The organism is Pedobacter sp. UYP30, from assembly GCF_040547165.1.
Taxonomy (GTDB): Bacteria; Bacteroidota; Bacteroidia; order Sphingobacteriales; family Sphingobacteriaceae; genus Pedobacter.
In genome coordinates this window covers 1-15,935 of the sequence record NZ_JBEPPD010000034.1, presented here as the reverse complement: position 1 = coordinate 15,935, position 15,935 = coordinate 1, and the positions used below count along the sequence as shown (strand labels likewise).

The following is a 15,935-nucleotide window of genomic DNA, read 5'->3' as shown; positions in this document are numbered from 1 at the left end:
AAAGAGACAATCTTTGATAATCTATTTAAAAGAATGATAAAACATCAACATATTGGTTGGAAATCTATTGTAGTGCCTAAGTAAGTAACTCGATATATTAATTTAACTATTGATCAGTTCAGAAAAATAACAAATGACTTAATTCAGAAAATAGAAAATTCCATTGAAAAAGAATCTATTGTTAATTTTTTGAAATTTGACTTATCATATATTGATTTAAGTAAAGTTACTTTTGAAAATCTTGTAATAAAAAGAGAAGTTGAAATAGAGAAGCGAGTAGCCATAATTACTAACAGCGGAAAAATAGAATGGTGTAATGTTTCTGATAATCTGAATCATAAACTTATCATTGGACAACCAAAAAAAAGAAACGAATATTATAATCAAATTATTGAATTAATGATGAAAAATATTGATGAATAAAAAAGCTACGCCGACCCCGTATAGACTTAATTGCTAGTTCTTGCTCACTTGGGAAATTCCTTCGGAATTTCTCCGTTCGTGTTTTTATTTACTAAATTATGTGTATAAACACTCAAGTAAGCTTATACAACAACGTTAGCGGTGAGCGTCGAAAATCAAAAGACAGTAGGAAATCCCTATAATAAATTTGGAACAAATGAAAAGAACAATATTAATAACATTGACACTTGCTACAGCTTTTTTTCTTGGTTTTGCTTTCAAATCAATTACCGCAAATAAAGACAACACTAAAATGAAAAAAGTAACAGGAATTGGGGGCATTTTTATCAAATGCAAAGACCCGAAAAAAATGACAGAATGGTATCATAAACATCTTGGATTAGAAACAAATCCTTACGGTGCAACTTTTGAATGGTATGAAGGTGCAGACAACACAAAGAAAGCTCAAACACAATGGACACCATTTGCCGAAAACACAAAATACTTTGAGCCGTCGACAAAAGATTTTATGATAAATTATCGGGTTGAAAACTTGATAGCACTTGTTGAAGAGTTAAAAAAAGAGGGTGTAACAATTGTGGATAAAATGGAAATTTACGACTACGGGAAATTTATTCATATTTTAGATGAAGAAGGAAATAAAGTTCAATTGTGGGAAGCTATCGACTAATAATGAATAGATTGAAATGGTGTCGAAAAATGGCCAAAAGAACGACTAACCATTAATAGCGAATTTGTATAAAATGGCTGACATTGGTTTACTTTAGTCAATCCGTTATTTACTTAATTTGGTGCGGTACGACAATGGTTCTGTGGACTACGCAATTTCTGCACAAACAGATAGCTCTTTAAAATTTAGTATCTGCAACGCCTTTTAATAAATATTGTACGTATATTTGTACAAAATATAGAATAATGGTAGTCGCAAATATCTCAGATTTCAGGAAAGATATCAAATCTTATTTTGATCGCGTCGCAAAAAATTTCGAAACGCTTATCATCAATCGAGGAAAAGATTCTGGAATTGTTGTGATGTCATTACAGGAGTATAATTCTTTAATTGCAACGAATTACGAAATGTCGTCACGAGCAAACGAAAAAAGATTAGACAACGCAATCGAAAAGTTAAAAAAGGGAAATTCATTTACAAAAGATTTAATCGATGTATAATGAAATATATATTTGTTGATGAATCTTGGGAAGACTATTTATACTGGCAAAAAGTTGACAAGAAGAAAGTCAAGAAAATAAATGAATTATTAAAGGACATTTCAAGGACTCCATTTGAAGGGTTGGGAAAACCCGAACCTCTAAAGTATAAATATGCCGGATATTGGTCGCGAAGGATTGATGATGAACATAGGCTTATTTACAAATATGAAGAAGACCAAATTCTGATTGCCAAGTGTAGATATCATTATGATTGATTTTTTAGTTGAAATTTAGGCCTCAATAAATATTAGTTTTTGGTATATTTGATTATAATTGCGATCAGATGAATAAGAATACATCAATATCACTCGGAAATTATTTTGATCAATTCGTTCAAAGTAGCATAAGCGAAGGAAGATTCAAAAATGTTAGCGAAGTTATACGCGCAGGATTAAGACTTTTAGAAGAGGAAGAAAGCAAAGTGATTGCTTTAAAAAGAGCCATTCAAGAAGGATTAGATAGTCCACGAGTTGAAAATTTCAATTTTGCCGAAAACCTTGAAAGATTGAAAGCCGGAAAAAGAAAGAATGGCTAAAGTTATCCTTAGGCAAAAAGCAATTGATGATTTGAATAGTATTTGGAAATATACTTTTGAGCAATGGTCTCAAAAACAAGCAGATTTATATTATGGGGCAATAAAATTTGCTTGTGAAGAAATTGGAGAAAATCCAAGCCTTGGGAAAAAGTATAGTGGAATAAGTAGAAGCTTACTTGGAGTGAAATCTGGGAAACACATCATATTCTATCATCTGATTTCAGAAAACGAAGTTGAAGTTATCAGAATATTACACGAACAAATGGACTTGAAAGAAAGAACAGCCGAATAGGGTTTGGTAAGAAAATCTAATTTAAAACCTACCTGTCTCCAGCCTTCAAAAACTCCCCATTCCATATTTTCTCGGCTTTTCTGCCTATCAACCAAAAAGAAGCTGCGAGCACAGCAAAGAATAATGCTTTATGCCAACTGTCCCAAAAATATTCGAAGTAGCGGGTGTAGAGGTTTAGAAAAAGGAAAGTGATTCCGAATTCTCGGGCAATCTCGTCGTTCTTTTTTAATCCATACCAGGTACTTGCAAGGCACACCACGGCAGAAATAACTGCCCAATAAAACAAATGGATCTGCCTTATTTTATACCATTCTTCTAAACTGGCGAAATTGCCAAACACAGATAAAAGCCACAGCGAAACGAACAGGTAAACCATTCCGGCTATGTACGTTACCTGAAAATGAGGTCGGCTTTTAACAAACATTTTCATTAAAAATGATGAGGCAGTTAAGATAGCGCCGAAAAAGACAAATCTGAGTGGGTAATTCATCCCCAAAAAGTAAAAATTCCACCTGCTTAAATAACCTGTTTCTGTACCAAACCATGCGCCGAACGATAATAGAGCGAAAATCCAGATGAGGCGAGAATTAAAAAAGAAACCCAAAACGCCATATACAAATACAGAAATTAAAATGAGCATAGAGAAATTTGTAGAACTGCTGCCGAGCGATTTACCAAAATAGGCGATTGCATTGGCGGTAAACAAAATGGCAGCAAGCACAATGGCTTCATTGCTAAACCTTAAATGTGCTAACTTTTTCTTTCTCCTAAATCCTAAAATATACAGCCAAGCGGCTACTGCAGCAGAAATAATAGAGATGACAATGTCTGGCGTGTCATATAATTTTTTCAATTCTGTTAGAATAGAATTGTCTATCAACAGCGCGCCTAAAGCAATAAATCCACAAGCTAGCGCAACCCAAAAAGCATATTGTGCTAAGCGTAGCCAGTCGAAGTTTTTAGCTTCGTAACTTTTTTTCAACTGATTTGCAAGGCCATAGTCAATCAATCCTTCGCGCTGCCATTGCTCGATGGTGTCATCTAAAAACTCGCTCTTCTCTCTATCTATTTGCATGGTTGTTATAGGAACGAAGATAGCAATTTACTATTTCTCGGAAGAGTTGTCGTTTATTTCCGGGCAAGCGCAATTAACATCCAATTAATTAATGGTTAACGTTAGTTTTGGCGGCAGGTATTCAAATGGCAATTGTTCGCCAATACGTTTATTTGCCCAGTTACCTCTAATTAAAAAAGTTTTATATCCAGTAGAAACACTACCTCTAGCATCAATTACGGCCTCTTTTAAATACAAGAATAATTGAGAACTTTTCTTGATTTCGGTAATGTTTACTAAGGCATCTTTACCGCTTGGTTTCTCAGCGGTAGTATGGTTTGTCTGTTTTTGTATTTTAAGTTCTTTGTCTTTTAAACGAACAACCTCTTTGGGGTTATAAACGATGTTTAATGCGGTAAATTTGAATGAAATAAAGGAGGTGTCTATTTTTGTAACTAAGGTATCGAACTTTACAGGGGTCGGAATCATATATATCTTTGGATCGAAAGAGTTTCTGCTTTTTACCATTTGGTTGGCAATAAAACCTTCATTTAAAACTGTGTTCGAATATACTGACCTCAAAAAATGCATCAAGGAACCGTTATAGGCGGCAAGCCTATTTGTTGCCCATACTTTTTTTTGCTCATCGGTGCCAGCCATTTCCTCAAAATTGGTGTCTCCATCGTAAAAAGTAATGTGTGTTTTAGAATTATATTCGAAAGACCTGAGCAGATACTTTATCTTGTAACCCAATTGCTCATTTTTAATAATTAATAAATCACTAGCATTGGCTTTTAAAAGTATATCGTCAGGTCCAACGCCTTTACTAGAAAAATCGATAGTTTCTGGGTTTAATATCGTGCAATTTTTTGCATCTTTTGATCCTCCTAAAAATTGAGTTTTGAACATATTATAAAATCTTTCTCGATTTTTATCAGTACCTATATTAACTTCGTTTAAGGTTATGGATTTTGCTGAGAGGCTAATTGTAATACTAACCGATCTATCATGAATGGTAATTGCTTGTGCAGGGGCGTCATATCCCAACATTTTCGTCGAAATTTGGTAGTTGCCCGCTGTCATTCCATCAAATGTAAACCGCCCGTTTGCATCTGTTGCTGTTATTTTTTTAGAACCGCTAATAAATACGGTAGCATTCTTTATTGGCTCTTGCTTTTTATTTATAACAATTCCAGAGATTGTGTAGGCTTCTTGCGCAAGCGCATTAGCACTTATAAAAACAGTCAAGATAAAAAGTAGGCGGGTAAGATGTTTCATTTAGATTTAATTAAGAGCTGTTATTTGCCTCAGCGATAAAATCGCAAAAATGCCAATTAGAAGTTGAATTTAAGCAGAAAAAGAAGAATAAAAAAATTGTCAAACGGTTTATAAGCGCAAGCCAAATTCTAACCCCATCTAATTCTTCGCTATTCCTTCTGAAGAGAATTGCAGGTCGTAGAGTTTTTTATAATAACCATCTATTTTAAGCAATTCTTGGTGCGAGCCCATCTCCATAATCTCTCCTTTTTCTAGCACTATTATCTTATCTGCCTTTTGGATGGTAGACAATCGGTGCGCAATAACAATGGAAGTTCTTCCCCGCATTAAATTATCTATGGCATGCTGAATAAGCATTTCGGTTTCGGTATCTACAGATGAGGTTGCTTCATCTAACACTAAGATGGCCGGATTGTGAACTAAGGCACGAATAAATGAGATGAGTTGCGCTTGTCCGGCTGATAGCGTTGCGCCACGCTCCATTACATTGTAATGATAGCCGCCCGGAAGTTTTTCTATAAAATGATGCGCACCTACCTTTTTTGCTGCCGCGATAACTTCTTCTAATCCAATCTCTGGGTTGTTTAGTGTAATGTTGTTTAAAATGGTATCAGAAAACAGAAAAACATCTTGTAACACCGTGGCAATATTGCTCCGCAGGTAATCGATATCAAAATCTTCTATCCTAATTCCATCCACGGTAATTTCTCCCTTCTGGATTTCGTAAAACCTGTTTAAAATGTTTATGGTAGATGATTTCCCAGCCCCGGTTGCTCCAACCAGCGCAACGGTTTCTCCAGGTTTAACCTCGAAGGTAATGTCCTTAAGCACATATTGATCTTCTACATAAGCAAACCAAACATGTTTAAAATTAATATTGCCAGATAGCTTTTTAGGCTTTTCAAGGCCTAAATTTGGCGTACGCTCATCGGTGTCTAATACTTTAAAAACCCTTTCGGCACCAACCATACCCATCTGCAAGGTGTTAAATTTATCTGCAAGCTGCCGAATTGGGGTAAAAACCATCCCAAGGTAAATGATAAATTGGGTTATGGTTCCTGGGGTTACATCCATCGGCTTTGCCAAAATACTTTTTGCCCCGTACCAAACCAACAAGCCCATAGATAATGCAGAAATTAATTCTACCACAGGGAAAAATATAGAATAATACCAATTAGAGCGTACATTGGCATCGCGGTAACGCTTATTTATGGCATAAAACTTCTTATATTCTTGCCTTTCTCTGGCAAAATACTGTATGATGGCAACGCCCGTAATGTGTTCTTGCAAAAACGTATTTAGGTTGGCAACTTCGGTTCTAATTTCTTGGAAAGCAACTTTTATGGCTTTTTGAAAAACCCTTGTTGCCACAATTAACAAAGGAATTGGCGAAAGCATTACCAAACTCAGCTCCCAATCTGTGTAGAACATTACCGCAATAATTACTACCACCTGTAAACTATCGCCAACCATAGAAATCAAGCCTTCAGAAAAAATGTCGGAAATGGTTTCCAAGTCAGACACAGTTCTGGTAATCAGCTGACCAATAGGCGTTTTGTCGAAAAATTTAAGCTTTAGTTTGGTAATGTGATTGAAGACGTTCACGCGCAAATCTCTAATTACCGATTGCCCCAAACTATTGGTTAAGTACGTTTGGTTGTATTGGATAAGGGTTTGTAGTAAGAGAATAACAATCATTGCAATGGTCATTTGCAATAAACCGTTGTATTTGCCTGTTAAAATGTATTTATCTAACGTGTATTTTATCAAGAAAGGTCTTATGGGCGATACCGCAGCCATGGCTATGGTTAAAAAAATAGACCAAGCAAAAATGCTACGGTAAGGTTTTACATATTCGAAAATACGTTTTAGTAAACCTGCATTGTATACATCGCCCGTTGCCATTTACGCTTGCTCCTTTTTTGTGGTTTTCTCGTTACTTTGCCCCAAATATGGGTATTCTACTTTTGTTAAGAACAATCCGCAAGCCGGCACAGATTGGCCTGCATTGCTTCTGTTTTTGCTTTCGATGATTTTCTTTAGGTCTCCCGCGTCTAATTTGCCTTTGCCAACAAGCACTAATGTACCAACAATTGCCCGTACCATGTTGCGTAAAAACCTATCGGCGGTAACGGTAAATACCAAGCTTTTGTCTGGCAATTCTTCGAAACCTGCTAATTTTATGTTGCAATTATTGGTAAAGGTTTGCGTATTCGATTTGCTAAAGCAAGAAAAATCCTCATGTTTTAACAGTTCTGCGGCAGCAAGGTTCATCTGCTCAATATCCAGCCTATCTTTTAAAAGCCAAGAGCTATCTAGCTTAAAGGGGTCTTTGCTAAAATGAATAAAATACTGGTAAGTGCGAGATGTTGCGTCAAACCGGGCATGTGCGGTTTCCTCTACCAAAATTAAATTTTTTGCCGCAATTTGATAAGGCAACAATGCATTAATACTGTCTAGGGAGTTGAGCACTCGTTCTTCTTCCAAATCAAGCACATCAAAATGCGCATAAAAGTCGCTCGCATGAACTCCAGCATCTGTACGGCCACAACCTAAAGTTGCTATAGGCTGCCTAAAACAAATCGACATGGCCTTGTCCAATACTTCTTGCACAGCAATTGCATTAGGCTGCGTTTGCCAACCATGGTATAAAGTGCCGTTGTATGCCAGTTGTATGAAATATCTTTTTTTATGCAAAGCGATGGCAAAAATACCTTTTTCATTTTATTAGCGCTGCCAATCCTGTTAAATTTAATCTATTTCGACTGTAAATATTTCTTTGCCTATACTGATGCGCTGAAATTAAATTGTAAAAACAATATTTTAACTAAATTTGTGGCTACGATTAAACGAACATGATACAACGTATACAATCTATTTGGCTTTTCTTGGCAACTATTGCACTAATTTTGATGTTGTTCTTGCCCATTTTAACTGTCGAGGTTAAAACCACCGAAACCAGCTTGCACACCACGGGTCTGTACCAAGATGTAGTGGGACGACCAGGAGTTGGAACTTTAAAAGAAGCTTTTACGCCCTTGTTCATCACCAACATAATAATCGGATTGCTTTGCTTCATTAATATTTTTAATTTTAAGCGCAGAAAAATGCAGAAACGCATTGCAATAGTTTCTATTCTACTTATTGTGGCCTTCGCCTTTTGGTGTACTATTTTTGCAGAAAACCTACCGGGAGGAATTGCAAATGCGCATTTCGATTTCGCAGCTTATTTGCCAGCATTTTCTATTTTATGCTGCATTTTTGCCATTTCTGGGATAAATAAGGACGAAAAACTTATCCGTTCTGCAGAAAGGTTGAGGTAGGGTTGAAACTGAGGCTGAGGTTAAGGGAACGAAGATTAAGGTTAAGTGAACAAAGATTAAGGAGCAAAGATTAAAGATAAAGCGCCATCATTGCCTCTAAAACCATCGTTGGGAGATTAAAAGCCTAGAAAAGAAAAATGCAACAAGTTTTAGATCTTCCTGAGTTTTTAGAAAATGCAAAACGTACGGTTGTTGTAGATGTGCGTACGCCTTTAGAATTTGAGCAAGGACATATTCCCGGTGCGATAAATCTTCCGATTTTTACCAATGAACAACGGGTTCTTGTTGGAACCGCCTACAAACAGCAAAGTAGAGCAGCCGCCATTTTGTTGGGCTTTGAACTTGTTGGAGGTAAATGGGCAGATTTTATAAGAGAAGCAGAACGATTTGCACCCGAAAAGAAGATTTTGGTGCATTGCTGGCGTGGAGGAATGCGCAGCGGTGCAATGGCCTGGGCATTTAATCTATATGGTTTTGAGGTAGCCACATTAAAAGGTGGCTACAAAGCCTTTAGGCGCGCGGCTTTAGATTCCTTTCCGAAACAATATCCCTTTAAAATTTTGAGCGGAAGCACAGGGTCAGCAAAAACAGAAATTTTACAAGAGATGGGATTACTGGGCGAGCAGGTCATCGATTTAGAAGGCTTGGCGCAGCATCAAGGCTCTTCGTTTGGGTCGATGGGAACATTGATTCAACCTTCACAAGAACAGTTTGAAAATCTCCTCGGCGCACAACTCCAAAGCATGGATTTAAATAAACCTATTTGGTTGGAAGATGAAAGTGTATTGATTGGAAAAAGAGTAATCCCTAAGCCCATTTGGGAACAGATGCGGCAAGCTTTGGTTTTAAAAATACAAATTCCGAAGAAAGAACGCATAGAATTTTTAGATACGAAGTATGGCATTTTAGATCCCGAATTTTTAAAATCTGCCGTATTGGGAATTGCAAAGAGACTTGGGCCATTGGAAACTAAGCAAACCTTACAGGCTATAGACGAGGGCAGAACGAAAGATTTTATAGAAAAAGTATTGGTATATTATGATAAGGCTTATTTAAAGGGTTTAAATTCTCGCAGAAGCGAAACAATAGAACACATTGAATTTAAAAGCATCTCACCAGAAAACCATGCAAAAGCAATTGTAGAACTGGTAAATTGTGCCAAGAAAAATAAGGATTAGATTTTTTTTTGAAATTAGTACCTGTTTAAATTTGGATAAATAAAATTGTTATGGCCAACTCGGTGGGGGTCGGCCTAGCAGCAGTTTGGAGAAAAAAACGCCTAAAGCTGCTTGCAGAGACCTAACGAGTTACGACTCCGAAGAGGATTCGCAGCCGCGCGTAGGAAAAAGCAAAGGAAAGGCCTCGAATCATCGATATTAAACAGCTTGGCGAATTTTTACCCAAAGGGATGCCAGCCTTGACTTTTTGCTACTTTTTTGTCAAGAAAAAAGTAGGACTCCAGTCCGGATAGGACAGTATTGGGTAAAGTGGAGGGTGTTTTTGGTAAAAAAATAAAACTGTAAAATTTAAACTGGCTCTAAGAATGTATAAAAAATTAATGGAAAAAATTAAACTTACCCAATATTCTCACGGTGCCGGTTGCGGATGTAAAATATCTCCCGCAGTTTTGGACACCATATTACATAGTCAAATAAAATACGAAGCTGATAAGAATTTGCTGGTTGGAAACAACACGCGAGACGATGCTGCAGTTTACGATTTAGGCGACGGAACAGCTTTGATTTCTACGACAGATTTTTTTATGCCCATTGTAGATGATCCTTTCGACTTTGGACGGATTGCCTCTGCAAACGCCATTTCTGATGTGTACGCTATGGGTGGAAAGCCTATTTTGGCGATTGCGATTTTGGGCTGGCCAATAGGTAAATTAGCGCCAGAAGTTGCTCAAAAAGTAATGGATGGCGCACGTTCCATCTGTGCAGAAGCTGGAATTTCACTTGCTGGCGGTCATAGCATCGACTGCCCAGAACCGGTTTTCGGTCTGGCGGTAAATGGCATTGTAGCTATTAAAAATTTAAAGCAAAATTCTACCGCTGTCGCTGGATGCAAGTTGTACCTTACAAAAGCTTTGGGCGTTGGCATTTTAACAACCGCACAAAAAAAAGGGATTTTAAAAGCAGAACATGCCAACATCGCACCAAATTCCATGTCGAAGTTAAATAGCATTGGCGAAGTGATAGGTAAATTGGACTATGTAAAAGCCATGACAGATGTTACTGGATTTGGTCTGTTGGGCCATTTATCTGAAATGTGCGAAGGCAGCAATTTACAGGCAGCAATCGATTTTGAAAAAGTGCCAAAACTGGCGGTTGTAGATGAGTATTTAGAGCAAAAAGCCATCCCGGGAGGTACAAACAGAAACTGGGAAAGTTATGGGCATAAGATCGGAGCTATAACCGATCGCCAAAAACATATCTTGGCAGATCCACAAACCAGCGGCGGACTTTTGGTTGCCGTACTGCCAGAATATGCAGAAGAATTTGAAAACTTACTTAAAGAACAAGGAATTGCCGCTGAAAGTTGCGTCTCTTTTGGCGTGCTGAACGATAGGGTTGGAGAAGAGCTGATAACAGTGACGTAGGCTGAATTCGACTAAGGAACAACGAGAACGAGCAAGAAATAAAGATAAAGCCTATCACAGCTCTTAAATAGTTATTGCGAGGCACAAAGTAATCTAATTCGTTAGTTTATTGGCCGTTTTGTGGTTTTGTTTTAAGATTGCTTTCCCGAATAACTCGGGATCAACTGTCGTCCCTCCTCGCAAAGATGGCGAGTGTCTGCATTTCTCATAGAATCTGATGTCTAGCTTCTCGACTTTAGTATCTTTGTTTTTTAAAATGGAATTATGCCCTTTCAAGAATATCTAAAAGAATTTATTTCAATACTGAATCAAAACCTTAATTCGGGAAGTTTTGTGAAAATTTCGTTGGGAAATTACCATGGCGATGAAGCAGAACTGAAGCAGATTTTAATTAGAAAAGTGCTGATTAAAACCGAAGATAAGTTTGCATTTACGTTTAGGTACAAAGCCCGCGATGTAGTTAAAAACTATGTTATTGATGAGGGCATAGCTTTAATTTCCAAACACCTAAATGAAGGATTTAAAATCTGCACGCTTTTTACCATTCAAAACGATTTTATTTTAGAGGAATTAAATAATGGAAAAGTAATTTTTAGAACTTTAGCTCCGTCTACCAAAGAAGCGCCATCTGCACAACATGATAAGAAAAAAGTTAGGATAATTAAGGCTGATTCGAAACCGTACCTAACCGAATTAAAAATCACCGATGTTGAGGGAAATGTTTTTAAAAATGCACAAGATAAGTTCCGTCAGATTAATCATTACATCGAAATTTTAAGTTCATTGATTAAAGAATTGCCAGCGGGAACGATTAAAAAAGTTGCAGATATGGGTTCTGGCAAAGGCTACCTAACTTTTGCTTTGTATGATTATTTGCATACGGTTTTAAAATTAGATTGCGAGGTGGTTGGCGTAGAATATCGCCAAGATATGGTAGATTTATGCAATAACGTTGCTGAGAAATCAGCTTTTGATCAGCTAAAGTTTGTGCAGGGAACGATAGAAGATTACGATGCGAAGGATGTAAATCTCTTGATTGCGCTTCATGCTTGCGATACGGCAACAGACGATGCCATTTTTAAAGGCATAAAAGCAAATGCAGAATTGATTGTGGTTGCGCCATGTTGCCATAAACAAATTCGCAAAGAAATTGAGCGACATAAAGTTAAAAACGATGTCTCATTTTTAATCAAGCATGGTATCTTTTTAGAGCGACAAGCGGAGATGGTTACCGATGGTATTCGCGCTTTAATCTTAGAATATTTCGGATATAAAACCAAAGTGTTCGAATTTATTTCTGATGCCCATACGCCTAAAAATGTGTTGATAGTGGGGGTTAGGAGCAATGATAAAGGAGCAAAGAAAAAAGGTGAGGAAGTCAAAAGCTTAAAGACTAAAGCTGAAAGCGAGAGGCAAGCAGAAGTGTTACAGAAAATTAAAGAAAGTAAGGAATATTTCGGTATTGGGTATCATCATTTGGAAAGATTGTTGGAGATCTAGAAAGGGAAGTCAGATGTCGGAAGTCAGAAATCGGCTCCTATCCTTTTATAACAGAAAAAGAGGCATTGAGTAAAGGGCGGTCTCCTCGACGAAAGGGGAGGTCTTCTACGCAGATTTTGTTATAGAATTCCGTCCCAGTTGTGAGATTTCTCCTTTTGGTCGAAATGACGAAATCTTTAAGTTAACTACATTGGCTGATGGTTAGGCGAGTAGTTAGAACGTACAAGCTATATTCTAGAATTCAAAATTTACTCCACCCTTTTCCCTTTCATCGCGCCTGCAATCGCTTTATCCATCACGCGCTCCGCAAACGGACGGGTAAATTCATTCAAATCTTCGGTTTTATTAAGAATGATGTCTTTATCTGAGGATTTGAGCGCAGTTTTTAGCGCTTCTATATGAGTATTGGTTTCGCTAATTTCGGCAACAGTTAAAAATTCGCCGTGCTTGCTAATAAATCGCTCTGCGGTGTAAACAAGTTGTTCGGCAGCTGTTTTCGCCTCTACAATCATACGTTCAGCTACATCGCTTTTAGCATGAGTGATGCTGTCTAGCAACATTTTTTCTACGGTTTCATCACTAAGTCCGTAGCTTGGCGTAATCTCTATTTCTTGTTTTACGCCCGACCTCAATTCCACCGCGTGAACGGTTAAAATGCCATCTGCATTGAGTAGAAAATTTATATCTACTTTTGGCAAACCAGCAGGCATCGCCGGAATTCCTTTTAGTTCAAATTCTGCAAGTTTCCTGTTTTCTTTTACCAAATCCCGCTCGCCTTGAAAAACAGCAATCTTCATATTTACCTGTCCGTCTACCGAGGTGGTGTATTGACGCCCAGCTTTGGTTGGCACTTTGCTATTTCTACCGATGATAACATCCATTAAACCGCCCATGGTTTCGATGCCCAACGATAGGGGAGTAACATCTAGCAATAGTATATCCGAGCGATTTCCTGCCAAAACATCTGCTTGAATTGCTGCGCCCAACGCTACAACTTCGTCTGGGTTAATATCGTCTCTTGGAATTTTACCAAAAAAATCGGCAACCTTTTCTTTCACATAATTAGTACGGGTTGATCCTCCACCTAAAATAACTTCGTCTATTTGTTCGGTGGTTAAATCAGCATCTTTCAACGCATTTTTACAAGCCGTAATTGTTTCCTCAACTTTAATGGCAATTAAGTTGTCAAAAGTTTTTTTATCCAGCGTGCACCAAATTTCGCCAATTTGCTCATTGAATAAGCTTTGTGGGCTGAGTGCATTCAACGCTCTCTTTGCTTTTTCTGCTTTAAGGCGCAAGGTTTGCATCAACACGTGATCTTTTGCAATTTCTTGAAAATTTAGTTGGTTTTTTTCTATCCAATAATTTAGAATGGCACGGTCGAAATCATCGCCACCTAAATACGTATTGCCGTTGGTTGCCAACACCTCAAAGATTCCGTTTTGGATCTGTAGGATGGAAACATCGAAAGTTCCACCGCCTAAATCATACACCACTACTGTTTTTTGTTGCGACGGGTTTAGGCCAATTCCATAAGCCAAACTTGCTGCGGTGGGTTCGTTTACAATTCGCATTACGTCTAAACCTGCAAGTTTTCCCGCATCTCGGGTGGCTTGCCGCTGACTGTCGTTAAAGTAAGCCGGAACGGTAATTACCGCCCGATTGACAGGCGTTTTTAAGGCGTGTTCTGCACGAGCTTTTAACTCTTTTAAAATTTCTGCCGATAATTCTATTGGCGTATAAAACTTGTTTCCGGCCTGGATCTTAACCAGCGCATCGCTATCATCATCTATAATTTTGTAGGAAAAAACATCAGCGTGTTCAGCTACGTCTTTGTAAGATCTGCCCAACAAACGTTTAACAGAAAATATAGTGTTTGTAGGGTCGGTTAACAAAAAACATGCAGCTTCTGAACCTACTAATGCGACATTATGTTCGTCGAAATGAACAATAGAAGGAACTAAAATACCTTTTCCTGCATCATTTATTACCTGTGGATTTCCATCTGGGTTAATAAACGCAACCAAACTATTGGTGGTGCCCAAATCTATGCCCACAATAATTTCTTCTTTTTGCAGAGCACCTGTAGCCAGATTGATAGATATTTTTGCCATGCCGCAAAAATACGGAATAGTTAGGGAAAGATATGAGATGTTAGACTTGAGATTTGAGAAAGATGGAATGAAACAAGGAACTATCTAGAAGAGCAAGGAGCAAGGAACAAAGACTAGGCAGCATAGAATATCGACTAAACCACTTACCAAATAAACCCTAAACGTCTAACCTTCTAAACGACTCACCGTCTAACCGCCTAACCCCTAAACCACTTACCCACTAATATAACTCTCCAAATGGCTAATCGTCTCTTTTTGATCAGCGATAATGTATTTCACTACATCTCCGATGGAAACCATACCTTTTACCTCGCCCTCTTCCACGATCGGCAAGTGTCTGATGTGTTTTTCGGTCATCATCGACATACATTTGTCTATCGAGTCACTTAAACTTACGCCAAATGGATCGGCCGTCATTACTGCTGCAATCATCGTTTCTTTTGAAGATTTGCCTTGTAGTACAATTTTTCTGGCATAATCTCTTTCGGTAAAAATGCCCAAAAGTTTATCTCCATCCATAATTAGTAGCGCAGAAATGTTCTTCTCGGTCATTATTTTCAAAGAATCATAAACCGAAGTATGTTCGGTTACTGAAAAGATAGCAGCTTTTTTGGTGTCGAAAAGTTGTTTTACAGTTTTCATAATCTACAGGGCTTTTGGTAAGCACCAATTTAGAAAATAATTTCTGTAAAAGGAAGGACTGTTTTTTAGAGGGCAGTTTGGGCATACTTAATAGATAATCAGTATTTGTATCGAAGATAAAAACTTGCTAAGAGTTTCTCTAAATCATATTCCTAATCATACGGAAATAAAAACTCGTATTTTGTTGTCGTGGCAGTTGGAACGCCTGCCGGATATGTGGTGTAATTTATCGTCAGCACGAAATCATCAATAGAGAACTCGTCATTGTCGAATAAAACAATATTTAATGGGATGCTGTTTTTTATTTCACCGTTTGGGGCGGTTTCTATTTTACTAGTTATGTTCACATTTAACTTATCGTCCAAAATTGAGTAATTCCCTTTAAAAGTAATGTATTTATTCAAATAAGCCGTGTCTCTAACCATCATCGTAAAATTCCCTCCAGTTTGAAAATACAATTGTGTGCCGCTAAAATTAGTTGGTGTTTGACTCCATCCTCCCGCTAAAGCGTCCTTTGGTTCCGAAGTAGTTCTGTCTTTTTTACAGGCAAAAATAGCGATGGATAATAATAGGAACAGTCCTCCAGTTTTTAGTTGTTTAGTTGTCATTAAGTTGTTGCTTGTGTGAATGCTTAGATTGTTTTAAAGATTAAAGTTAATTAAAATCTTTTTAAATGTAGATAACGACAAGATAGGTGTTTTACCCATGCTCATTAAATCAAAAAGTAATCAAACTGTCTAATTCGTCCAACTTCGACTCGGTCGATAATCAAAACAACAAGTTCCCTATTTAAATTTCTTTTCTTCTGAAAAGGAATTTAAAATAGCAGAAATAGTTTTTCTCAGTAGACAACAAACTCCTTCCGTGTCTCGTCCTAAAATAGGTTTACATTAAAATGTAAACAAATGGGGCAAAAATTAATAGAAAAAGAGGTTATCGTGGCTGAGTATTTAGCAGGCC

17 protein-coding genes are annotated in these 15,935 nt (G+C 37.5%); 10 read left to right on the top strand and 7 right to left on the bottom strand.

Annotation, left to right across the window (positions count from 1 at the left end; genetic code table 11):
• Positions 1-189: 189 nt before the first annotated feature.
• From ABIB40_RS20030 to ABIB40_RS20005, 6 genes are all read left to right on the top strand, one after another.
• Positions 190-423 carry a hypothetical protein gene (locus ABIB40_RS20030; RefSeq protein ID WP_354361605.1) on the top strand — a complete coding sequence of 78 codons (234 nt, stop codon included), beginning with the start codon at positions 190-192 and terminating at the stop codon, positions 421-423.
• Positions 424-619: 196 nt separating this feature from the next.
• Positions 620-1,093 (top strand): VOC family protein, encoded by a 474-nt coding sequence (locus ABIB40_RS20025; RefSeq protein WP_354361607.1) that lies wholly within the window; start codon positions 620-622, stop codon positions 1,091-1,093.
• Between the two features lie 245 nt (positions 1,094-1,338).
• Positions 1,339-1,593, top strand: a complete 255-nt coding sequence (locus ABIB40_RS20020; RefSeq protein WP_354361603.1) for a type II toxin-antitoxin system Phd/YefM family antitoxin — start codon at positions 1,339-1,341, stop codon at positions 1,591-1,593.
• A complete protein-coding gene (locus ABIB40_RS20015; protein WP_354361601.1) occupies positions 1,593-1,850 on the top strand; it encodes a Txe/YoeB family addiction module toxin in 258 nt (85 codons plus the stop codon). Before ABIB40_RS20020 ends, ABIB40_RS20015 begins: the two co-directional genes overlap by 1 nt.
• A gap of 68 nt (positions 1,851-1,918) precedes the next feature.
• Positions 1,919-2,170, top strand: a complete 252-nt coding sequence (locus tag ABIB40_RS20010) for a type II toxin-antitoxin system ParD family antitoxin (protein ID WP_354361599.1) — start codon at positions 1,919-1,921, stop codon at positions 2,168-2,170.
• A complete protein-coding gene (locus ABIB40_RS20005; protein WP_354361597.1) occupies positions 2,163-2,462 on the top strand; it encodes a type II toxin-antitoxin system RelE/ParE family toxin in 300 nt (99 codons plus the stop codon). Before ABIB40_RS20010 ends, ABIB40_RS20005 begins: the two co-directional genes overlap by 8 nt.
• Positions 2,463-2,490: 28 nt before the next feature.
• On the opposite strand, the gene ABIB40_RS20000 is transcribed toward ABIB40_RS20005, so the two are convergent.
• The 4 genes from ABIB40_RS20000 to truA form a co-directional block, all read right to left on the bottom strand.
• Complete coding sequence (locus ABIB40_RS20000) at positions 2,491-3,537, bottom strand: DUF2157 domain-containing protein (RefSeq protein ID WP_354361596.1); 1,047 nt, start codon at positions 3,535-3,537, stop codon at positions 2,491-2,493.
• 84 nt (positions 3,538-3,621) lie between these two features.
• Complete coding sequence (locus tag ABIB40_RS19995) at positions 3,622-4,794, bottom strand: carboxypeptidase-like regulatory domain-containing protein (protein WP_354361594.1); 1,173 nt, start codon at positions 4,792-4,794, stop codon at positions 3,622-3,624.
• A 138-nt stretch (positions 4,795-4,932) separates the two neighbouring features.
• Positions 4,933-6,699: an ABC transporter ATP-binding protein gene (locus tag ABIB40_RS19990; RefSeq protein WP_354361592.1), complete on the bottom strand. Its 1,767-nt coding sequence runs from the start codon at positions 6,697-6,699 to the stop codon at positions 4,933-4,935.
• The gene (gene truA, locus ABIB40_RS19985; RefSeq protein ID WP_354361590.1) at positions 6,700-7,491 is read right to left on the bottom strand and encodes a tRNA pseudouridine(38-40) synthase TruA; all 792 of its coding nucleotides are present in this window, start codon (positions 7,489-7,491) and stop codon (positions 6,700-6,702) included. It lies immediately after the preceding gene.
• Between the two features lie 158 nt (positions 7,492-7,649).
• Between truA and ABIB40_RS19980 the strand changes: the two genes are divergently transcribed.
• The 4 genes from ABIB40_RS19980 to ABIB40_RS19965 all read left to right on the top strand — a co-directional run bounded on the left by ABIB40_RS19980 (position 7,650) and on the right by ABIB40_RS19965 (position 12,219).
• Positions 7,650-8,117 (top strand): DUF4293 domain-containing protein, encoded by a 468-nt coding sequence (locus ABIB40_RS19980; protein ID WP_354361588.1) that lies wholly within the window; start codon positions 7,650-7,652, stop codon positions 8,115-8,117.
• Between the two features lie 137 nt (positions 8,118-8,254).
• Positions 8,255-9,295 carry a tRNA 2-selenouridine(34) synthase MnmH gene (gene mnmH / locus ABIB40_RS19975; RefSeq protein ID WP_354361586.1) on the top strand — a complete coding sequence of 347 codons (1,041 nt, stop codon included), beginning with the start codon at positions 8,255-8,257 and terminating at the stop codon, positions 9,293-9,295.
• A 380-nt stretch (positions 9,296-9,675) separates the two neighbouring features.
• A complete protein-coding gene (gene selD / locus ABIB40_RS19970; protein ID WP_502931074.1) occupies positions 9,676-10,719 on the top strand; it encodes a selenide, water dikinase SelD in 1,044 nt (347 codons plus the stop codon).
• Between the two features lie 264 nt (positions 10,720-10,983).
• Entirely contained in the window at positions 10,984-12,219 is a 1,236-nt protein-coding gene (locus tag ABIB40_RS19965; RefSeq protein ID WP_354361582.1) for a class I SAM-dependent methyltransferase, read from the top strand.
• Positions 12,220-12,467: 248 nt separating this feature from the next.
• Here the strand turns inward: ABIB40_RS19965 and hscA are convergent, their stop codons facing one another.
• The 3 genes from hscA to ABIB40_RS19950 form a co-directional block, all read right to left on the bottom strand.
• Positions 12,468-14,333, bottom strand: coding sequence for a Fe-S protein assembly chaperone HscA (hscA, locus tag ABIB40_RS19960; protein ID WP_354361580.1), 1,866 nt, complete (start codon positions 14,331-14,333; stop codon positions 12,468-12,470).
• 213 nt (positions 14,334-14,546) lie between these two features.
• Positions 14,547-14,975, bottom strand: coding sequence for a CBS domain-containing protein (locus tag ABIB40_RS19955; protein WP_354361578.1), 429 nt, complete (start codon positions 14,973-14,975; stop codon positions 14,547-14,549).
• A gap of 152 nt (positions 14,976-15,127) precedes the next feature.
• The gene (locus tag ABIB40_RS19950) at positions 15,128-15,583 is read right to left on the bottom strand and encodes a hypothetical protein (protein ID WP_354361576.1); all 456 of its coding nucleotides are present in this window, start codon (positions 15,581-15,583) and stop codon (positions 15,128-15,130) included.
• Positions 15,584-15,935 lie beyond the last annotated feature (352 nt).